The sequence below is a fragment of the Streptomyces sp. NPDC042364 genome (assembly GCF_056437585.1).
On the sequence record NZ_JBWKAJ010000027.1, the window covers coordinates 46,539 to 65,186 of the forward strand.

General features: G+C 70.5%; 20 protein-coding genes, 1 tRNA gene and 1 pseudogene. 12 read left to right on the top strand and 10 right to left on the bottom strand.

The window, feature by feature from the left end:
• Positions 1 to 21: 21 nt before the first annotated feature.
• The gene (locus AC067N_RS34775) at positions 22 to 237 is read left to right on the top strand and encodes a hypothetical protein (protein WP_478682932.1); all 216 of its coding nucleotides are present in this window, start codon (positions 22 to 24) and stop codon (positions 235 to 237) included.
• Between the two features lie 15 nt (positions 238 to 252).
• Positions 253 to 326 (top strand) — tRNA-Met (locus AC067N_RS34780).
• 158 nt (positions 327 to 484) lie between these two features.
• Here the strand turns inward: AC067N_RS34780 and AC067N_RS34785 are convergent.
• From AC067N_RS34785 to hisN, 3 genes are all read right to left on the bottom strand, one after another.
• Positions 485 to 901, bottom strand: a complete 417-nt coding sequence (locus AC067N_RS34785) for a Fur family transcriptional regulator (protein WP_478682933.1) — start codon at positions 899 to 901, stop codon at positions 485 to 487.
• A gap of 256 nt (positions 902 to 1,157) precedes the next feature.
• A complete protein-coding gene (locus AC067N_RS34790; RefSeq protein ID WP_478682934.1) occupies positions 1,158 to 1,550 on the bottom strand; it encodes a CBS domain-containing protein in 393 nt (130 codons plus the stop codon).
• Between the two features lie 276 nt (positions 1,551 to 1,826).
• Positions 1,827 to 2,627: a histidinol-phosphatase gene (gene hisN, locus AC067N_RS34795; protein ID WP_478682935.1), complete on the bottom strand. Its 801-nt coding sequence runs from the start codon at positions 2,625 to 2,627 to the stop codon at positions 1,827 to 1,829.
• Between the two features lie 257 nt (positions 2,628 to 2,884).
• Between hisN and AC067N_RS34800 the strand changes: the two genes are divergently transcribed.
• Positions 2,885 to 3,505, top strand: coding sequence for a TetR/AcrR family transcriptional regulator (locus AC067N_RS34800; protein WP_478682936.1), 621 nt, complete (start codon positions 2,885 to 2,887; stop codon positions 3,503 to 3,505).
• Between the two features lie 75 nt (positions 3,506 to 3,580).
• Here AC067N_RS34800 and AC067N_RS34805 read toward each other — a convergent pair whose 3' ends face one another.
• The 4 genes from AC067N_RS34805 to AC067N_RS34820 form a co-directional block, all read right to left on the bottom strand.
• Positions 3,581 to 3,904, bottom strand: coding sequence for a DMT family transporter (locus AC067N_RS34805; protein ID WP_478682937.1), 324 nt, complete (start codon positions 3,902 to 3,904; stop codon positions 3,581 to 3,583).
• 168 nt (positions 3,905 to 4,072) lie between these two features.
• Positions 4,073 to 5,086: a ribosome small subunit-dependent GTPase A gene (gene rsgA / locus AC067N_RS34810; RefSeq protein ID WP_478682938.1), complete on the bottom strand. Its 1,014-nt coding sequence runs from the start codon at positions 5,084 to 5,086 to the stop codon at positions 4,073 to 4,075.
• A gap of 16 nt (positions 5,087 to 5,102) precedes the next feature.
• On the bottom strand, positions 5,103 to 6,440 hold the full coding sequence (gene aroA / locus AC067N_RS34815; RefSeq protein ID WP_478682939.1) for a 3-phosphoshikimate 1-carboxyvinyltransferase: 1,338 nt from the start codon (positions 6,438 to 6,440) through the stop codon (positions 5,103 to 5,105).
• 203 nt (positions 6,441 to 6,643) lie between these two features.
• Positions 6,644 to 7,366 (bottom strand): M50 family metallopeptidase, encoded by a 723-nt coding sequence (locus tag AC067N_RS34820; RefSeq protein ID WP_478682940.1) that lies wholly within the window; start codon positions 7,364 to 7,366, stop codon positions 6,644 to 6,646.
• Positions 7,367 to 7,653: 287 nt separating this feature from the next.
• Here AC067N_RS34820 and AC067N_RS34825 point away from each other — a divergent pair, with 287 nt between their 5' ends.
• The 7 genes and pseudogenes from AC067N_RS34825 to def all read left to right on the top strand — a co-directional run bounded on the left by AC067N_RS34825 (position 7,654) and on the right by def (position 12,871).
• The gene (locus AC067N_RS34825) at positions 7,654 to 8,469 is read left to right on the top strand and encodes an SOS response-associated peptidase (RefSeq protein ID WP_478682987.1); all 816 of its coding nucleotides are present in this window, start codon (positions 7,654 to 7,656) and stop codon (positions 8,467 to 8,469) included.
• A 10-nt stretch (positions 8,470 to 8,479) separates the two neighbouring features.
• A complete protein-coding gene (locus AC067N_RS34830; RefSeq protein ID WP_478682988.1) occupies positions 8,480 to 9,115 on the top strand; it encodes an alpha/beta hydrolase family protein in 636 nt (211 codons plus the stop codon).
• A gap of 305 nt (positions 9,116 to 9,420) precedes the next feature.
• Positions 9,421 to 10,092 (top strand): RNA polymerase sigma factor SigR, encoded by a 672-nt coding sequence (sigR, locus tag AC067N_RS34835; protein WP_478682989.1) that lies wholly within the window; start codon positions 9,421 to 9,423, stop codon positions 10,090 to 10,092.
• On the top strand, positions 10,089 to 10,400 hold the full coding sequence (gene rsrA, locus AC067N_RS34840) for a mycothiol system anti-sigma-R factor (protein ID WP_478682941.1): 312 nt from the start codon (positions 10,089 to 10,091) through the stop codon (positions 10,398 to 10,400). Before sigR ends, rsrA begins: the two co-directional genes overlap by 4 nt.
• Before the next feature lie 212 nt (positions 10,401 to 10,612).
• Positions 10,613 to 10,954 (top strand): annotated as a pseudogene (locus AC067N_RS34845) (metal-dependent phosphohydrolase); the annotation flags it as partial.
• A gap of 126 nt (positions 10,955 to 11,080) precedes the next feature.
• Positions 11,081 to 12,085, top strand: coding sequence for a tetratricopeptide repeat protein (locus AC067N_RS34850; protein WP_478682942.1), 1,005 nt, complete (start codon positions 11,081 to 11,083; stop codon positions 12,083 to 12,085).
• A 135-nt stretch (positions 12,086 to 12,220) separates the two neighbouring features.
• Complete coding sequence (def, locus tag AC067N_RS34855; RefSeq protein ID WP_478682943.1) at positions 12,221 to 12,871, top strand: peptide deformylase; 651 nt, start codon at positions 12,221 to 12,223, stop codon at positions 12,869 to 12,871.
• 71 nt (positions 12,872 to 12,942) lie between these two features.
• Here def and AC067N_RS34860 read toward each other — a convergent pair whose 3' ends face one another.
• The gene (locus AC067N_RS34860; protein ID WP_478682944.1) at positions 12,943 to 13,908 is read right to left on the bottom strand and encodes a helix-turn-helix domain-containing protein; all 966 of its coding nucleotides are present in this window, start codon (positions 13,906 to 13,908) and stop codon (positions 12,943 to 12,945) included.
• 93 nt (positions 13,909 to 14,001) lie between these two features.
• Here AC067N_RS34860 and AC067N_RS34865 point away from each other — a divergent pair, with 93 nt between their 5' ends.
• Complete coding sequence (locus tag AC067N_RS34865) at positions 14,002 to 14,217, top strand: hypothetical protein (protein WP_478682945.1); 216 nt, start codon at positions 14,002 to 14,004, stop codon at positions 14,215 to 14,217.
• A gap of 67 nt (positions 14,218 to 14,284) precedes the next feature.
• Positions 14,285 to 15,082 carry a hypothetical protein gene (locus AC067N_RS34870; RefSeq protein WP_478682946.1) on the top strand — a complete coding sequence of 266 codons (798 nt, stop codon included), beginning with the start codon at positions 14,285 to 14,287 and terminating at the stop codon, positions 15,080 to 15,082.
• 34 nt (positions 15,083 to 15,116) lie between these two features.
• Here AC067N_RS34870 and AC067N_RS34875 read toward each other — a convergent pair whose 3' ends face one another.
• Both AC067N_RS34875 and AC067N_RS34880 read right to left on the bottom strand, forming a co-directional pair.
• The gene (locus AC067N_RS34875) at positions 15,117 to 16,124 is read right to left on the bottom strand and encodes a ribonucleotide-diphosphate reductase subunit beta (protein WP_478682947.1); all 1,008 of its coding nucleotides are present in this window, start codon (positions 16,122 to 16,124) and stop codon (positions 15,117 to 15,119) included.
• Between the two features lie 56 nt (positions 16,125 to 16,180).
• Entirely contained in the window at positions 16,181 to 18,607 is a 2,427-nt protein-coding gene (locus AC067N_RS34880; RefSeq protein ID WP_478682948.1) for a ribonucleoside-diphosphate reductase subunit alpha, read from the bottom strand.
• Positions 18,608 to 18,648 lie beyond the last annotated feature (41 nt).

An 18,648-nucleotide genomic window follows, 5' to 3' on the forward strand; every position in this document is an offset into this window, starting at 1 on the left:
TCGGTAGGCCCCCTCCTGCTGGTGCTGGTGCTGGTGCTGGTGCTGGTGCTGGTGCTGGTGCTGGTGCTGGTGCTGGTGCTGGTGCTGGTCGCGGATGGGGTGCGCCGGCGGGTGCGCACGGGGTGCCCCGGCCGCTGCGCCCCGACCTCCCCCAGGCCCTCGGCTGTGTTCGAGCCGGGGGCGGGCGCCGCTGCCTCGGCGGTGAAGCGATTTGCGCTGGTGGGTGGGGGCACGTAAGGTTGCGTTTACCGACGCGGGGTGGAGCAGCTCGGTAGCTCGCTGGGCTCATAACCCAGAGGTCGCAGGTTCAAATCCTGTCCCCGCTACTGAAAGCCGAAGGCCCGGGACCGACAAGGTTCCGGGCCTTCGGTGTGTGGTCCCGGCGCCAGTATGAGGATGTGGCGGCCGCAGGCACTGGCCGCAGCACGGCGAAGCCCTCGGCTGGAATGACCGCCGGGGGCTTTGTGTGCCGGTGTGACGCCGGTTACGCCGTCGCGCAGTTCGGGCAGACGCCTCGGTAGGTCACCTCGACGTCGGAGACGGTGAAGCCGAAGCGCTCCGAGGCGGGCAGGTCCGCGAGGGGGTTGCCGGTGGGGTGGACGTCGCGGATCGTGCCGCACCGGGCGCAGACCAAGTGGTGGTGCGGGCGGTGCGCGTTGGGGTCGTACCGCTTGGCGCGCTTGTCCGTGGCGACTTCGAGCACCTCGCCCAGGGAGACCAGCTCACCCAGGGTGTTGTAGACGGTGGCCCGGGAGATCTCCGGCAACCTGGCGACTGCCCGCGCGTGCACCTCGTCGGCCGTCAGATGGACGTGCTCGCCGTCGAGGACCTCGGCCACGACACGCCGCTGCGCGGTCATTCGCCATCCGCGTCCGCGCAGCCGCTCCAGAAGGTCACTCATACGGGTCAGGGTAACAGCAAAGGGGACACATTCCGAACAGGTGTGACTTTGGAACATACATTGACTTGGACTTAGTCCAATGTAGGATCGATATGGAAAAGTGGTGCTGACCTCGGCCGGAGAGCGGCCGACTGGCACCGCCCCGACCTCGGCAAGTGCCTGGTGGTCGCTGTCCAGGCCCTGTGCGGCCGGCCAGGGTTGGACCGCTTGCCGTCGGGACGGGCCGGGACTCCTTGGGGTCCCGGCCCGATCAGGGTCATGCCGTCGCGTGCTGTCGCGCCGGGACCCAGCAGCGGATGATGTCGCGGACCGAGACGATGCCGACGGGCGCGGCCTCGTCGAGCACGATCAGATGCCGGAAGCCGCCGTGGGTCATGGCGCGGGCGGCCTCCTCCAGGGTCCAGGACGGCGTGGCGAACACGACGTCGTTGGTGGTGTGGGCGTGGGCGCGCTCGATGTCCGGGCTCTGGCCCAGACCGACGGAGTTGAGGACGTCGCGTTCGGTGAGGATGCCGAGTCCGCCGGCGTCGGGGTCGAGGACCACGGCCGCGCCTACTCGGCGTGCGGACATCAGGGCTGCGGCCTGGCGGAGTGTGTGGTCGGGGCCGATGGTGAGAACCACCGTGCTCATGGCGTCGCGGACGAGCATGGAGTGCGGTCACCTCCTGGGGAACCCATGGCAGTTCGTCATGTCCGGCGCGTCGGCGCGCCTGTTGAGTGCTGCACAAGTTCACAAGTAGGGGGACTGTCAGCTTCGCAGGCAAAGAGAGGGTCAACAAGGGGGCGCGCGTGGTCAGTTCAGGGGCGCCGGGATCACTCCACCGTCGCCCGCGCCTCGATGACACCGGTGCCGCTGCGGCTGATCTCGTGACCGACCGTGGCTTGGGTGCCCGGCTCCCCGGCCGTGGGCTCAGGGCCGGGCGTGTCAGTACCGCTGGTTCAGATAGCCCAGCAGTTCGTCGTGGAGCAAGCCGTTCGAGGCTGCCGCGTTGCCGCTGTGCGGGCCGGGGCGGCCGTCGAGGCCGGTGAAGGAGCCACCGGCCTCGGTGACGATGATCGCGTTGGCGGCCATGTCCCACAGGGACAGCTCGGGTTCCGCGCAGAGGTCGACCGAGCCCTCGGCCACCATCATGTAGGGCCAGAAGTCGCCGTACGCGCGCGTGCGCCAGACCTCTCGGGTGAGGTCGAGGAAGCCGTTCAGGGTGCCGCGGTCCTCCCAGCCACTGAGGGAGGAGTAGGCGAAGGAGGCGTCCGACAGCTTCGAGACACGGGAGGCGTGCAGGCGGGAGGACGAGCTGAGGCTGCGGCCGGTGAAGGCGCCGTGGCCCTTGGCGGCCCACCAGCGGCGGCCGAGGGCGGGTGCGGAGACCACGCCGACGACGGGCTGGTAGCCGCCCTCGCCCGCTTCCATCAGAGAGATCAGGGTGGCCCAGACCGGCACGCCGCGGACGTAGTTCTTGGTGCCGTCGATCGGGTCGATGACCCAGCGGCGGGGGCCGGTGCCCTCGACGCCGTACTCCTCGCCGAGGATCGCGTCCCGGGGGCGGGAGCGCTGGAGGTGGCCGCGGATGAGTTCCTCGGCGGCTTTGTCGGCCTCGCTCACCGGGGTCATGTCGGGCTTCGTCTCCACCTTGAGGTCGAGGGCCTTGAAGCGGGACATGGTGCTCGCGTCGGCGGCGTCCGCGAGGACGTGGGCGAAGCGGAGGTCGTCGAGGTAGTCGGCCATGCTGCGAACGGTATCTGCCGAGGTCGGTGCGGGGCTACAGGGGACCCGGGATGGGGGCGCCCGGAGGGGAGCGGGCGCCCGGGGTGGTGCGAGGTGCCGCTGTCTGGGTACCTGACGCCGACGACACCCTTCGGGCGTTCCGCAGGCCCGCGCAGGTTGGCCGGAGTGCGCCCGTCGGCGCTGTCACGAACCCTTGACAGTGGGTTGATGCGCGTCAAACCTGAGGGCCGGAGTCGCCCGCTCGTATCAGGGAGGCGATGATGCCTGCAGCGCGGGAATCCTTGCTGGACGCCGCTTACCGGGCGCTGGTACGCCGCCCGTGGTCCACCGTGCGGATGGTGGACGTGGCGGCGGTGGCCGGAGTGTCACGTCAGACGCTCTACAACGAGTTCGGCAGCAAGGAAGGGCTCGCCCGGGCCCTGGTCCGCAGGGAGGCGGACGGCTATCTCGCAGGCGTCGAGCGGGCGTTGGCCACCCCCGTGGAGAGCCGGGAGCGGCTGGCCGCCACAGCCGAGTGGACCGTGGCGGTGTCCCGGAGCAACGTGCTCGTACGAGCCATGCTCACCGGCTGCTGGAGCGAGCGCCTGCCCGCGCTCACGCTCTCGGCGGTGCCCTCGTCCTCCGTGGTGCCCGCGCAGCGCCGCGCCGACGGGCCGTTGCCAGCGCCCTCCGACCTCGTGGCGCTCGTGCGCGACCGGGCCGTCGCCGTGCTGTCACCGCCGGGAACCCCCAGGTCGGACACGGTGGAGCTGGCCCGCGCCTGCGAACTCGCCGTCCGGCTCGCCCTGTCCTGTGTCGCGGCGCCCCCGGGGGAGGGCGGGGTCACCGATCTGGTGCGGACCGCGCTGCCGCGCCAGTTGAGCAGGCCCCCGGGCTAGCCGGAGCGCCCGTACCGGCCGGTGCGCCGGACCGTCCTCGCCCGGCCGCGCGTCGCACCGTTCTGCCCCGGCCGCCTAGTGCGCCGAACCCGACAGCTGGAGTCCGACGACGCCCACGATGACGAGGGTGATCGAGACGATCTTCAGGGTGGACACCACGTCGCCGAGGAAGATCATTCCGTAGATCGCCGTGCCTGCCGCGCCGATGCCCGTCCAGACCGCATAGGCCGGGCCGACGTCGAGCTTCTTCAGGGAGAGGGTCAGCAGGCCGAAGCTGCCGAGGGCGAAGATGCAGAAGGCGATGGTGGGCCAGAGTCTGGTGAATCCGTGCGAGAGCTTCAGACAGACGGCGAAGCCGGTCTCGAGCAGGCCCGCCACGACAACCAGCAGCCACGCCATGTCTCGTCCTCCCGTGTCCCCATGTACCGTGACCGCTTTGTCTGATCTCGCCTGACCTCGTATGGCCTCATGGATCTCGTCTGATCTCGTCAGGTCTCGTCAGGTCTGGATCCGACTTGGTGCGATTATGCACTTACCGGGTGGACGGGGGCGCAAACAACGCGGAGGTCAGTCGCCTTCCCGTCGTTCACGCGTCGAGAGCAGTCTGCGCAGGGAGTACAGCCGCGCCGGGTCCGCGTGCCCGTCGGCGACCCACTGGTCCAGCGCGCAGTCCGGCTCGTCGTGGCTGCACGCCCGCGGGCAGCCCCCGGTGCCCGACTCCAGGTCGGGGAAGGCGTGGATGACCCGCGTCGGATCGATGTGGGCGAGACCGAAGGAGCGTACGCCGGGGGTGTCCACCACCCAGCCGCCGTCGGAGTCCGCGAGGGGGAGGGCCAGTGCCGAGGTCGTGGTGTGCCGGCCGCGGCCCGTCACCGCGTTGACATGGCCCGTCGTCCGGCGCCGGTCCTCGGGGACGAGCGCGTTGACCAGGGTCGTCTTGCCCACGCCCGAGTGGCCCACGAACGCCGTGATCTTGCCGTCGAGGTGTTCGCGCACCCGGTCGGCCGCGGCGCCCTGCTCCAGCTCCTCACGGCTCGTCACCACGAAGGGGATGTCCAGGGCCCCGTACAGCTCCAGGAGCTTGTCGGGTGAGGCGAGGTCCGACTTGGTCAGAACGAGCAGGGGTTCGAGGCCGCCGTCGTACGCCGCGACCAGACAGCGGTCGATCAGCCGGGGGCGGGGCTCGGGGTCGGCGAGGGCGGTGACGATGGCGAGCTGGTCGGCGTTGGCCACGACGACGCGCTCGTACGGATCGTCGTCGTCGGCCGTGCGGCGCAGCACCGATGTGCGGTCGGCGATGCGGACGATACGGGCGAGGGAGTCCTTCTTGCCGGAGAGGTCTCCGACGAGGGCGACGGTGTCGCCGACGACCGCGGCCTTGCGGCCCAGTTCACGGGCCTTCATCGCGATCACGATCCGGTCCTCGACAAGACAGGTCAGCCGGCCCCGGTCGACGGTGAGCACCATGCCGTCGGCGGCGTCCTCGTGCTTCGGGCGGATGTTCGTGCGGGGGCGGTTGCCCTTGCGGTTGGGACGGGTCCGGATGTCGTCCTCGTCGGTGTGCTTGCCGTAACGGCGCATGATCGTGGTCCGCCTGTCAGTTCCCGAGCATCCCGGCCCACAGTTCGGGGAAGTCGGGCAGCGTCTTGGCCGTCGTCGCCACGTTCTCGATCTGTACGCCCTTCACCGCCAGGCCGATGATCGCACCGGCGGTGGCCATGCGGTGGTCGTCGTAGGTGTGGAAGACCCCACCGTGCAGCGGGCGCGGGCGGATGTGGAGGCCGTCGGCGGTCTCGGTGACGTCGCCGCCGAGCTCGTTGATCTCCTTGGTGAGCGCGGCCAGACGGTCCGTCTCGTGGAGCCGGAGGTGGGCGACGCCGCGCAGGGTCGACGGGGAGTCGGCGAGGGCGGCGACCGCCGCGATACCGGGGGTCAGTTCGCCCACCTCGCCGAGGTCCACGTCGATGCCGTGGATCGCGCCGGAGCCGGTGAACACCAGCCCGTACTCGGTGAGTTCGCAGGAGCCGCCCATTTCGGTGAAGATCTCGCGGAGCTGGTCGCCGGGCTGGGTGGTGCGTGCGGGCCAGTCGGGGATCACGACCTTGCCGCCGGTCACCAGGGCCGCCGCGAGGAACGGCTGGGCGTTGGACAGGTCCGGTTCGATCGTCAGATCACGGCCGAGCAGCGCGCCCGGTGTGACCCGCCAGACGTTGGGTTCGCCGCCCGACTCCGGGGTGTCCACCTGGGCGCCGACCGAGCGCAGCATGTCGACGGTCATCCGGATGTGCGGCATGGAGGGCAGGGTGGAGCCGATGTGACGGACCTCCACGCCCTGGTTGAAGCGCGGCGCGGACAGCAGCAGCGCGCTCACGAACTGCGAGGAGGACGAGGCGTCGATCTCCACCGGGCCGCCGTCCAGGGCGCCGCTGCCGTGGACCGTCAGCGGCAGCGCACCGCGGCCGTCGTCGTCGATCCGGGCGCCGAGCGCCCGCAGTCCGTCGATCACGCCGTTCAGGGGGCGCTCGTAGGACCTCGGGTCGCCGTCGAAGCGGATGGGGCCGTCGGCGAGGGCGGCCACCGGGGGCAGGAATCGCATGACCGTGCCCGCGTTGCCGACGTCGACCGTGGCCGGGCCGCGCAGGCCCGCGGGGAGGACCCGCCAGGCCTCGCCGGACACCGCTGAGCCGCTCGTGGCGGAGGAGCTGGACGACACCGTCTCCTCGATGCCGACACCCATCGCACGCAGGGCGGCCGCCATCAGCAGGGTGTCACGGGAGCGGAGGGGGCGGCGCAGCCAGCCCGGCTCGCTGGCGAGGGAGGCCAGGACGAGGGCGCGGTTGGTGACGGACTTGGACCCGGGCACGTGGACCGTCGCGTCGACGGCTCCGCTCGCGTGCGGGGCGGGCCAGAGGGCGGGCTGTGCGTTCAGGGCCATGGGCCCACTTTAGTGGGGGTTCGCTCCGCCGGGCTCAGCCGGATGACGTGCGTCGCTTGTCGGGTGCGCGCCCGTTGTGGCTGATCGCGCGGTATGGCCGCCTGGTGATCGGCGTCGGCGGGAGGCGGGGTCGCGGTAACTGCTCACGTGGTGCCGTCCGGGGGCCCGGGACGCACCCCGACGGGCGTCGCACCGCACGCCGGTCACAGCCCCAGGAGCCACCTGCCGCCGCCCAGCAGCGCACACACCGACACCACGTGGAACATCAGCAGCCACACCGTCGCCGGCACATGCGTCAGGCGGGAGAGCTGGTCCGCGTCGGAATCGCCCGCTCCGCCCCGGCGTCGCTTGGCCTGGAGTTCGAAGGCGGGGCGCACACCGCCCAGGAGGAGGAACCACACCACCGCGTACGCGAAGGCCGCCTGGACCTGGGGGCCCGCGAGCCAGGAGACGACGACGAACGTGCCGCCGGTGAGCACGACGGTAAGGGCGCCGTAGGCGTTCCGGATCATGATCAACATGGCCACCAGGAGGATCGTGGCGAGCCAGAGGAGCAGCGTGATGCGGCCGGAGCCGAGGAGGGCGGCGCCGCCGAGGCCGAGGAGCGGGGGAGCGGTGTAGCCGGCGGCCGCGGTGAGGATCATGCCGAGACCCGTGGGCTTGCCACGGCTGACGGTGAGGCCGCTGGTGTCGGAGTGGAGGCGTATGCCGGTCAGGGTGCGGCCGGTGAGCAGGGCCACCAGGCCGTGGCCGCCCTCGTGCGCGATGGTGATGGCGTTGCGCGAGAGCCGCCAGACACCGTGCGGGACGACCGCGGCGAGCGCGGCCACCGCGGTGGCTATGACGACCCAGGTGTCGGGGTCGGGCTGGATGCCGAAGACCTCGTCCCACAGGCTGGCCAGCGAGGTGGCTGCGGTGCTTTCCATGGTCGGTGGTGGCTCCTCCGGGTCGCGTCGGATCTGGAAGTGTGGCACTCAGGGGCGGACGTATGTCAGACGCCGGGGTGACGGGGATCGTTCCTGAGGTCGGACGGGCAGGTCGCAGGGGGGAGCGGTGGGGTGCCCGGCAGGCGCTCGGCCGCCGCCGTCGCTCGCCCGACGGACCCGGCACCGGGTGACGCCGGCTCGTCCCGCAACCCGCCGACGGTCTGCCACCCTTGGAGGTGTCCGGTTGCAAGGGCCGGTGTTTGCGCAGGTCGGAGGGGTGGTTCCAGATGTGCGGGCGGTACGCGTCGAGTCGCAGGCCGGAGGATCTCGCGGGAGTCTTCGAGATCGAGAAGTGGGAGCCGGAGGAGACCCTGGAGCCCGACTACAACGTGGCCCCCACCAAGGAGGTCTACGCGGTTCTCGACCGCCCCCTCAAGGACACCGACGACAAGCGGCCGGTCCGCCAGCTGCGCAGGCTGAAGTGGGGGCTCGTCCCGTCCTGGTCCAAGAACCCCGAGGGCGCCGCCCGGATGATCAACGCCCGCGCGGAGACCGTCCACGAGAAGCCCTCGTACCGCCGCGCCTTCGCGTCCCGGCGCTGCATCCTGCCCGCCGACGGCTACTACGAATGGGTCACCGGCAAGCACGAGCGGGATCTGGAGGTCGAGGGCAGGAAGAAGCGGCCGCGCAAGCAGCCGTACTTCGTGCTCCCCGCCGACGGGTCCGTCTTCGCCATGGCCGGGCTGTACGAGTTCTGGCGGGACAAGACCCTGCCCGACGACCATCCCCGGGCCTGGTGGGTCACCTGCTCGGTGATCACGACGGAGGCCGAGACGACCCCGCTGGCCGTGGCGCCGGCGGAGGGCCCGTACACGCTGGCGGAAATCCATCCCCGGATGCCGCTGATGCTCACACCCGACCGCTGGGACGGCTGGCTGGACCCGGCCCGTACGGACCCCGACGACCTGCGCGGCCTGCTGGAGCCGCCGCCCGCCGGGCTGATGCGCGCCTACCCCGTCTCCACGGCCGTCAGCAACGTCCGCAACAACACCCCGGAGCTGCTGAAGGAGCTGGAGGGCCCCGAGGAGGGCACACTCTTCTGACGTGAACGGGATCAGAGAAGAGATCGACACCGAGGCCGGCACGGCCCGTGTCACCTGGCACGAGGCCCGGGACGCCCGATGGGTCGTCGCCGTCGGCCATGGTGCGGGCGGCGGTGTCGAGGCACGCGACCTCCAGGCCCTCGCCGCGGTCCTCCCGGCGCACGGGGTGACCGTCGCGCTCGTCGAGCAGCCCTGGCGGGTGGCCGGCAGGAAGCTCGCGCCCGCCCCGAAGACCCTGGACGTCGGCTGGCGGGGACTGTGGCCCGCGCTGGTGAAGCCGGCACTGCCCGTGATCGCGGGCGGCCGCAGCGCCGGGGCCCGGGTGGCCTGCCGTACGGCGACGGAGCTGGGCGCGGCGGCCGTGCTCGCGCTGAGTTTCCCGCTGCACCCGCCGGGCAAGCCGGAGAAGTCCCGCGCAGTCGAGCTGCTCGACGCCGGGGTGCCGACGCTCGTCGTCCAGGGCGGGAACGATCCGTTCGGGAGGCCGGAGGAGTTCCCGCAGGGACCCCACACACTCGTCGAGGTGCCGTACGGCGATCACGGCTTCGCCGTACCGAAGCGGGCGCCCCTCGACCAGGAGGCGGCACTGAAGGTGATCACCGACGGTGTCGTGGAGTGGATCGGGTCGCTGGGCCCCACGTACTGAGGCGGCCCGCCGAGGCGAGTGGAATGTGTCACTCGGTAAGGAGTCGGTGGGAGAGCGGGAATGCCGCGTGACAGTCCTCTGTTGTCCGGATCAGACAGCGCGAGACCGTGCTGACCGTCGTACGAGAGGAAGTCCGCCGCATGGGTTCGACCATCTGCCCGACCCGCAGCAGCCGCGCTGACCTGGACTGGACGGTGCTGCACGCGGCGAAGAGCGCCTCAGTTCGGGCGGCGGCGGGTGCGGATCGTCGTCTATCCTCCGAATCTGGTGGTACCGGTTTCGGCACCGCACAGACACTGGAGGAGGTGGGTCCGGTCACTGGGACCGACGCAGGGACCGAACGGGGCCAGGCGGAGCAGCCCGAGGGCACGGAGACCGCCGCGGACCGCAACGCTCGTTTCGAGCGGGACGCGCTGGAGTTCCTCGACCAGATGTACTCGGCCGCGCTGCGCATGACGCGCAACCCGGCCGACGCCGAGGATCTGGTGCAGGAGACCTATGCGAAGGCGTACGCGTCCTTCCATCAGTTCCGCGAGGGCACCAACCTGAAGGCCTGGCTGTACCGCATCCTCACGAACACCTTCATCAACTCGTACCGCAAGAAGCAGCGTGAACCTCAGCGCAGTGCGGCCGAGGAGATCGAGGACTGGCAGCTGGCGCGCGCCGAGTCGCACATGTCGACGGGGCTGCGCTCGGCCGAGTCGCAGGCGCTCGACCACCTGCCCGACTCGGACGTGAAGCAAGCGCTGCAGGCGATTCCCGAGGAATTCCGCATCGCCGTGTACCTCGCCGATGTCGAGGGCTTTGCGTACAAGGAGATCGCCGACATCATGGGGACACCCATCGGTACGGTGATGTCCCGGCTGCACCGGGGCCGCCGTCAACTGCGCGGCATGCTCGAGGACTACGCCCGTGACCGCGGGCTGGTCCCGGCCGGCGCCGGAGAGTCGAACGAAGCGAAAGGCTCGGGCTCATGAGCTGCGGAGAGCCGCACGAGACGGATTGCAGCGAGATCCTCGATCATCTCTACGAGTTCCTCGACCGTGAGATGCCCGACGCCGACTGCACCAAGTTCGAGCACCACTTCGAGGAGTGCTCGCCGTGCCTGGAGAAGTACGGTCTCGAACAGGCCGTCAAGAAGCTCGTCAAGCGGTGCTGCGGGCAGGACGACGTGCCGACCGATCTGCGGGCCAAGGTGATGGGGCGGATCGAGCTGATCCGCTCCGGGCAGACCGTCCCCGAGCACGAGGTGACGGCCGCTCCGACGACTCCGCAGGAGTCCTGAGCACCAGCGCCGATCCAGAACTCAGCCCGTTCCGGGCGCGGCCGTCCGGCCGCCTCCGGAGCGGGCTCAGTCGTGTCCGGCCGGGTCGTCGGCCTCGCGACGCTCGGCGTCAGCCGCCGCATGGCCGACCGGTCCGCGTCCGGCGCACTCCGCGAGGTGGCCATCCGCCGCGGAACCGGCCACATCGCCGTCGTCGGCCCGTACGCGGACCGGTCGACCCGGTGCGGGCCGGCACCGTCGGTCTCCCGGCGGCCCAGCAGCGCCGTATCGCGCTGCCGGGCGGCGCGGTCGTACTGCAGACCGGGGTGGACGCCGAGGTCGCCGTGGTGGTGGAGGGCCAGGCCGATCCGTACCGTGAGCAGCCGGTCGGCGCGCGGATCGTCCGGGTGGTGCACGCATACGAGGAGAAGACACGGGAAGCAGGGCCCGGGAGGAACGCTCAGGGCACTGGAGGAGCTGCGGCTCGCGACGGCACGCGACTTCAGCCCGAGGTGGTCGAATCGCTCGCCAGGGTGGTCGTACGAGACGGTCTGACCTTGCCCGTCGTGGGGTAACCCATGGGTAATGAGCGGCTCTCCTTCCGTCCGTGGTTGGATGCGAGGGAGAGGGTGTACCGGGGGCGACGGCCGGCCCACTCCACGGAATCGGCAGGCGGGAACCGTAACTGGCAGGCGGGAATCGTGAGGATCTTCGGCAAGGGACGGCATCGGCCCTCCGCCTCGTGGCGGCAGGCCACCGACCGGGCGTTCACGCTCATCGGCGACGGTCGTTACGAGGACGCGGGAGCGCTGCTGACCCGTGCCGCGGACCTGGAGCCGTGGCTGTCCGAGTCCTGGTTCAACCTCGCCCTGCTGCACAAGTTCCGGCACGACTGGGAGCAGGCCAGAGCGGCCGGGCTCAGGGCCGTCGCGCTGCTCGACCGGGAGACCGGGGCGCCCGACTGGTGGAACGTGGGCATCGCCGCCACCGCCCTGCAGGACTGGCCCCTCGCACGCCGCGCCTGGCAGGCCTATGGACTGCGGATGCCCGGCGGCTCGGGCCGGCCGAAGCCCGGGGGTGCCGCGGACACCGGTGAGCCGGTCGGCATGGACCTGGGCAGCGCGGCCGTACGGCTCTCACCGGAGGGCGAGGCCGAGGTCGTGTGGGGGCGCAGGCTAGACCCGGCGCGTATAGAGGTGCTCTCCATTCCGCTGCCGTCGTCCGGGCGGCGCTGGGGCGAGGTCGTCCTCCACGACGGCGTACCGCACGGAGAGCGGACCACGGCCGCCGGACACGCGTACCCGGTGTTCGACGAGATCGAACTGTGGGCACCGTCGCCGGTGCCCACCTGGGTGGTGCTGCTGGAGGCCGCCACGGAGTCCGACCGGGACGCGCTGGAGCGGCTCGCGGCCGACGCGGGCTTCGCCGCGGAGGACTGGTCGTCGTCGGTGCGGCTGTTGTGCCGGCTGTGCTCGGAGTCCCGGATGCCCTCCGTCGAGGGCGACGGGGACCACATGGACCCGCACGATCACAGCGAGCCGGGGCATCCGGGGCCGCTGGGGCACGTCACGGACGGACAGTTGTGGGTGCCCGAGCGGGAGTGCGGCATCGCCGCGCCGGCATCGCTGGTCCGGGGGCTGCTGGACGGCTGGGTCGCGGACAGTCCGGACTCCCGGGACTGGCGCGATCTGGAAGAGGTCTGTTAGGAGGCCGCGGGGTCGTGCGCCGGGCCACGCGCCGTCGCCGGCCGGTCACGCGGTCGGCCACGCTCCTCCTCCGCGCTGCCCGTACCCTGTATCAGCAACTCACCCCTTGTTCTTTGAGGAAGGCGTACGTCTGTCATGGCTCAGCAGGACACCGAACAGCAGCACGTGGGCGTGCTCCCCGTCGATGACGAGGGGTTCGTCGTCGACACGGAGAACTGCGAGGAGCGCGAGCAGGCGTACCGCGAGCGCGGCACTTCGCGGCCCATCACCGTCGTCGGGAACCCGGTGCTGCACAAGGAGTGCAAAGACGTCACCGAGTTCGACGACGAGCTCGCCGAGCTTGTCAACGACATGTTCGCCAGCCAGCGCACCGCCGAGGGCGTGGGCCTCGCCGCCAACCAGATCGGCGTCGACCTCAAGGTGTTCGTGTACGACTGCCCGGACGACGAGGGCAACCGCCACGTCGGCGTCGTCTGCAACCCGAAGCTCGTCGAACTGCCCGCCGAGACGCGCCGCTTGGACGACAGCAACGAGGGCTGCCTGTCGGTGCCGACCGCTTACATGCCGCTGGCCCGGCCCGACTACGCCGAGGTGACCGGCCAGAACGAGAAGGGCAACCCGATCAAGGTGCGCGGCACCGGGTACTTCGCGCGGTGCCTCCAGCACGAGACCGACCATCTGTACGGCTACCTGTACATCGACCGCCTCTCCAAGCGCGACCGCAAGGACGCGCTGCGGCAGATGGCCGAGAACGAGCCCCGCTACCCCGTCGTCGCGAACGACTGAACCACCGGACCTACACCCCGGGCGCGCGCCGGGCGGCTGCGGTCCGCCCGCACGCGCGCCCGGCGTCGTTCTCAGGCGGCGGCCTCCGGGCCCCGGAAGGTGCGGCGGTAGGCATGCGGGGTGGTGCCCAGGGACCGTACGAACTGATGGCGCAGGGTGGCCGCCGTGCCGAAACCGGTGCGCCAGGCGATCGTGTCCATCGTCTCGTCCGTAGCCTCCAGCAACCGCTGTGCCAGCAGCACCCGTTGACGCAGGATCCAGCGGTACGGGGTGGTCCCCGTCTCCTGCTGGAAGCGGCGGGCGAACGTACGCGGCGCCATATGGGCGCGCTCCGCGAGCTGCTCCACGGTGACCTCCTGATCGAGATGGCGCTCCATCCACGCCAGCACCTCACCGACCGTGTCGCACTGCGAGCGCGGCAGCGGGCGCTCGATGTACTGGGCCTGGCCCCCGTCCCGGTGCGGCGGCACGACCATGCGCCGGGCGATCTTGTTGGCGACCTCCGGCCCCTGCTCCTTGCGGACGATGTGCAGACAGGCGTCGATGCCGGCCGCCGTGCCCGCCGAGGTGATCACCGGGTCCTCGTCCACGTACAGCACGTCCGGCTCCACCACGGCGCGCGGATACTGCCGGGACAGCTCGTCGGAGTGCCGCCAGTGCACCGCGCAGCGCCGGCCGTCCAGCAGTCCGGCCGCACCGAGCACGAACACCCCCGAGCACACGCTCAGCACCCGGGCGCCCCGATCGGCGGCCCCGCGCAGCGCGTCCAGCAGATCCGCCGGATAGATCCGCCGCACATAGCTCTCTCCCGCCGGGACGACGATCAGGTCGGCCTCGTCGAGCCGGTCCAGTCCGTACGGCGTCGAGATCGTGAATCCGGCGTGTGTGCGCAGGATCGGGCCCTCCGCCGACGCGACCGCGAAGTCGTACACCGGCAGGCCCTCGTCACTGCGGTCCAGACCGAAGACCTCGCAGACGACGCCGAGTTCAAAGGGGTGCACGCCGTCCAGGAGGACGGCCGCCACGTTTCTGAGCATGCCCCCAGTGTGCCTCGGAAGTGGCAGTAATTGGAGGGCGTGCGGCAGTACTGCCACTGTTTGTCAGGAGTGTTCCGCGTGACAGTGGTGTCCATGAACGCCACACAGTTGCAAGCGCTCATCGGAACACTGGCCGTACTCGCCATGCTCGCTCTGGTCGCGCTGCCCGCCGTCATCGGTGTCGTCCACGACCGGCGCGTGGACCGGCAGCTCAGGGAGGCGGCGGAGCGCCAGGCCGCCGTCGAGGGGGTGCGGCCCGAGCGGCGTACCCGCGGCTCCGCCTGGCGCCGCATCGCCGGCACGGCCTGATCGCATATCTCTACGACGCCTCTCTCCTCCCGTGTGTAGCCTCTCCCCGACCACAAAGGGGAGGAACATGAGACACGGAACGCGCCCCGCACACGGCCGCAGCCTGGCCGTGGCGGGCGGGGCGGCGGCCCTGGTGCTGCTGGCGGCGACGGGGGCCCAGGCGGAGGGGAAGGGCGACGTCCGGGTGACGAAGACGGTCGTCAACGGCGGCGGGAACGTCATCGTGGGGACGTCGAAGACCATCACGTACCCGATCGCCGTCACCGTCAAGGACAACTCGGGCGTCAAGAAGATCACCGATCTGAGCACCTTCAACCGGTCCAACGGCTACGGGTTCATCACCTGGGACGACGACTCGTCCTGCAAGAAGAAGAGCGCGACGACATCGGTGTGCACAGGAACGATGAGGGTCGACCCCGGCTGGATCGCCGACAGCGACGACATCGACTCCAATCGCGTCGCCGGGGTCTGGCAGGTCAACGCCACCGTCAAGGCCAACGACGGCGACTACTGGATCTCCGACAACATCGCCCGGTACAAGGTCAAGCGTGCCTCGAAGCTGACCACTGCCATCGCGCCCGACAAGGTCGCCAAGGGCTCGAAGGTCACCGTCACCGGCGCGCTGTCCCGCGCCAACTGGGAGACCCTCAAGTACCAGGGATTCAAGGGGCAGTCGGTCCGGCTCCAGTTCAAGAAGAACGGCGCCGCCCGCTACACCACCGTGAAGACGGTGCAGTCGGGCAGCGCCGGACGGCTCAGCACCAGGGTGACCGCCGACGCGGCGGGCAGCTGGCGCTGGTACTTCCCCGGCCTGACGTCGACCGCGCGGTTCGCCTCGGCCGGGGACGCGATCACGCTCAAGTGACCCCGGCGGGCCGGAGTCGGCCGATCAGCCGGTCCTAGAAGTCCTCGTCCAGGTCGACGGTGCCCTCCACCGCGACCTGGTACGCGGACGGACGCCGCTCGAAGAAGTTGGTCAGCTCCTGGACCCCCTGCAACTCCATGAAGGAGAAGGGGTTCTCCGAGCCGTACACCGGTGCGAAGCCGAGCCGGGTCAGCCTCTGGTCTGCGACGCACTCCAGGTACTGCCGCATGGAGTCGGTGTTCATGCCCGGAAGGCCGTCACCGCACAGGTCGCGCGCGAACTGCAGCTCGGCCTCCACCGCCTCCCGCAGCATGTCCGTCACCTGCTGCTGGAGATCATCGTCGAAGAGGTCCGGCTCCTCCTTGCGGACGGTGTCGACCACGTCGAACGCGAAGCTCATGTGCATCGTCTCGTCCCGGAACACCCAGTTGGTGCCCGTCGCCAGACCGTGCAGCAGGCCCCGGCTGCGGAACCAGTAGACGTACGCGAAGGCGCCGTAGAAGAACAGGCCCTCGATGCACGCCGCGAAGCAGATGAGGTTGAGCAGGAAGCGACGGCGGTCCGCCTTGGACTCCAGGCGGTCCAGCTTCTCCACCGAGTCCATCCACGTGAAGCAGAACTCTGCCTTCTCGCGGATGGACGGGATGTTCTCCACGGCCGCGAAGGCCGCCGCCCGGTCCTCCGGGTCGGGGAGATAGGTGTCCAGCAGCGTCAGATAGAACTGGACGTGGACGGCCTCCTCGAAGAGCTGACGTGACAGATACAGCCGCGCCTCGGGGGAGTTGATGTGCTTGTACAGCGTCAGCACCAGGTTGTTCGCGACGATCGAGTCGCCCGTCGCGAAAAAGGCGACCAGACGGCCGATCAGGTGCTGCTCGGCGGGGCTGAGCTTCGCGAGGTCGGTGACGTCCGAGTGGAGGTCGACCTCCTCCACGGTCCAGGTGTTCTTGATGGCGTCCCGGTAGCGGTCGTAGAAGTCCGGGTAGCGCATGGGGCGCAGAGTCAGCTCGAAGCCGGGGTCGAGAAGGTTCTGGGTGGTCATCGCAGTCGGCGCGGAGCGCCGTCCTCCAGGAGTGGTGGTCGGGTGGCGGGCGGGAGTTACTGGCAGGCTTCGCAGGACTCGGGGTTCTCCAGGGAGCAGGCGACGGCATCGGGATCGGCCGCCTGCTGGACGGGGATGGTCTTCTCGGGCTGGGCGGGCGGCTGTGCCTGGCCCTGGCCCTGGGCGGCGCGGGCGATGCGCGTCGCCGGGCGCGAGCGCAGGTAGTACGTCGTCTTCAGCCCCGACTTCCAGGCATACGCGTACATCGAGGAGAGCTTGCCGATGGTCGGCGTCTCCAGGAACAGGTTCAGCGACTGGGCCTGGTCCAGATACGGGGTGCGGGCGGCGGCCATGTCGATCAGACCACGCTGGGGGATCTCCCAGGCCGTGCGGTACAGCGCCCGGATGTCGTCCGGGACCCACGCGAAGTCCTGAACCGAGCCGTTCGAGTCGCGCAGCGCCTCACGGGTGCGTGCGTCCCAGACGCCCAGCTCCTTGAGGTCCTTCACCAGATAGGAGTTGACCTGGAGGAACTCACCGGAGAGGGTCTCGCGCTTGAAGAGGTTGGAGACCTGCGGCTCGATGCACTCGTACACACCGGCGATGGAGGCGATGGTCGCCGTGGGCGCGATGGCGAGGAGCAGCGAGTTGCGCATGCCGACGGCCGCGACGCGCTCGCGCAGGGCCGCCCAGCGCTCCGGCCAGGTGAACTCGACGCCGTAGTGGTCGGGGTGCAGCACACCGCGGGCCGTACGGGTCTTCTCCCAGGCCGGCAGCGGGCCGTTGCGCTCGGCGAGGTCGGTGGAGGCCTCGTACGCGGCGAGCATGATGCGCTCGGCGATCCGGGTGGACAGGGCCTTCGCCTCGGCCGAGTCGAAGGGCAGACGCAGCTTGAAGAAGACGTCCTGGAGGCCCATCGCGCCGAGGCCCACGGGGCGCCACTTGGCGTTCGAACGACCCGCCTGCTCGGTCGGGTAGAAGTTGATGTCGACGACCCGGTCCAGGAAGGTCACGGCGGTGCGGACGGTCTCGTCCAGCCGCTGCCAGTCGAGGTCACCGGTCGCCGGGTCGACGAAGGCGCCCAGGTTCACCGAGCCCAGGTTGCAGACCGCCGTCTCCCCGTCGTCCGTGACCTCCAGGATCTCCGTGCAGAGGTTGGAGGAGTGGACGACGTGGCCCGGTTCGGCCGTCTGGTTGGCGGTGCGGTTGGCGGCGTCCTTGAACGTCATCCAGCCGTTGCCGGTCTGCGCGAGCGTCCGCATCATGCGGCCGTACAGGTCACGGGCCGGGATGGTCTTCCGCGCCAGCCCGTCCGCCTCCGCCTTGCGGTACGCCGCGTCGAACTCCTCGCCCCACAGGTCGACCAGCTCGGGCACGTCGGCCGGGGAGAACAGCGACCACTGCTCGTCCGCGTTGACCCGGCGCATGAACTCGTCCGGGATCCAGTGGGCCAGGTTCAGGTTGTGCGTACGGCGGGCGTCCTCACCGGTGTTGTCGCGCAGCTCCAGGAACTCCTCGATGTCGGAGTGCCAGGTCTCCAGGTAGACCGCGGCCGCGCCCTTGCGCCGGCCGCCCTGGTTCACGGCGGCGACCGAGGCGTCCAGGGTCTTCAGGAACGGCACGATGCCATTGGAGTGCCCGTTGGTGCCACGGATCAGCGAACCGCGCGAACGGATGCGGGAGTACGACAGCCCGATGCCGCCCGCGTGCTTCGAGAGACGGGCCACCTGGTGGTAGCGGTCATAGATGGAGTCCAGCTCGTCCAGCGGGGAGTCGAGGAGGTAGCAGGACGACATCTGGGGGTGCCGCGTACCCGAGTTGAAGAGGGTGGGGGAGGAGGGCAGGTAGTCGAGGCGGCTCATCAGCCCGTAGAGCGCGGCGACCTCGTCCACGGACCGAGCGGTGTCGTCCTCCGCGAGACCGCTCGCCACCCGCAGCATGAAGTGTTGCGGCGTCTCCACGACCTTGCGGGTGATCGGGTGCCTGAGGAGGTAGCGGCTGTGCAGCGTGCGCAGCCCGAAGTAGCCGAAGCGGTCGTCGGCGGCAGGGTCGACGAGCGCGTCGAGACGCTCGGCGTGCAGGCGCGCGAATTCCGCCGTGCGGTCGGCGATGAGCCCTTCCCGGTGGCCCACGGCGACGGACTCCGTGAACGTCGTGACGCCCTGGGAGGCGGCCTCGGCGCGGATGGAGATCGTCAGCAGACGGGAGGCCAGCTTCGAGTAGGCGGGGTCCTCGGAGATGAGGCCGGCGGCCGCCTCCGTGGCCAGCTCGCGCAGCTCCGTCTCGTCCGCCCGTGCGGACCGGCCGCGCAGCGCGGCGGCGGCGACCCGGCCGGGGTCGGCGTCGGGGAGGTCGGAGGTCAGCTCGGTCAGGGTCCGCAGCAGGGCGGCACCGGGACCGTCGGTCTCCGTCGCCGGGGTGGCGGAAGCCGGTCCGGCGTGGGCCGGGGCGGCTGAAACCGGGTCGGCTGGCGCGATGGTCACGTGGGGGCTCTCCCTCGCTCGGCACGGGGCCCTGCGGAGGG

Bases quoted from the DNA above. Each gene is read 5' to 3' on its own strand.
- AC067N_RS34785 (WP_478682933.1), bottom strand. From the start codon at position 901: ATGAGTGACCTTCTGGAGCGGCTGCGCGGACGCGGATGGCGAATGACC.
- AC067N_RS34790 (WP_478682934.1), bottom strand. From the start codon at position 1,550: ATGCTCGTCCGCGACGCCATGAGCACGGTGGTTCTCACCATCGGCCCC.
- hisN (WP_478682935.1), bottom strand. From the start codon at position 2,627: ATGGCCGACTACCTCGACGACCTCCGCTTCGCCCACGTCCTCGCGGAC.
- AC067N_RS34800 (WP_478682936.1), top strand. From the start codon at position 2,885: ATGATGCCTGCAGCGCGGGAATCCTTGCTGGACGCCGCTTACCGGGCG.
- AC067N_RS34805 (WP_478682937.1), bottom strand. From the start codon at position 3,904: ATGGCGTGGCTGCTGGTTGTCGTGGCGGGCCTGCTCGAGACCGGCTTC.
- rsgA (WP_478682938.1), bottom strand. From the start codon at position 5,086: ATGCGCCGTTACGGCAAGCACACCGACGAGGACGACATCCGGACCCGT.
- aroA (WP_478682939.1), bottom strand. From the start codon at position 6,440: ATGGCCCTGAACGCACAGCCCGCCCTCTGGCCCGCCCCGCACGCGAGC.
- AC067N_RS34820 (WP_478682940.1), bottom strand. From the start codon at position 7,366: ATGGAAAGCACCGCAGCCACCTCGCTGGCCAGCCTGTGGGACGAGGTC.
- AC067N_RS34825 (WP_478682987.1), top strand. From the start codon at position 7,654: ATGTGCGGGCGGTACGCGTCGAGTCGCAGGCCGGAGGATCTCGCGGGA.
- rsrA (WP_478682941.1), top strand. From the start codon at position 10,089: ATGAGCTGCGGAGAGCCGCACGAGACGGATTGCAGCGAGATCCTCGAT.
- def (WP_478682943.1), top strand. From the start codon at position 12,221: ATGGCTCAGCAGGACACCGAACAGCAGCACGTGGGCGTGCTCCCCGTC.
- AC067N_RS34860 (WP_478682944.1), bottom strand. From the start codon at position 13,908: ATGCTCAGAAACGTGGCGGCCGTCCTCCTGGACGGCGTGCACCCCTTT.
- AC067N_RS34865 (WP_478682945.1), top strand. From the start codon at position 14,002: ATGAACGCCACACAGTTGCAAGCGCTCATCGGAACACTGGCCGTACTC.
- AC067N_RS34870 (WP_478682946.1), top strand. From the start codon at position 14,285: ATGAGACACGGAACGCGCCCCGCACACGGCCGCAGCCTGGCCGTGGCG.
- AC067N_RS34875 (WP_478682947.1), bottom strand. From the start codon at position 16,124: ATGACCACCCAGAACCTTCTCGACCCCGGCTTCGAGCTGACTCTGCGC.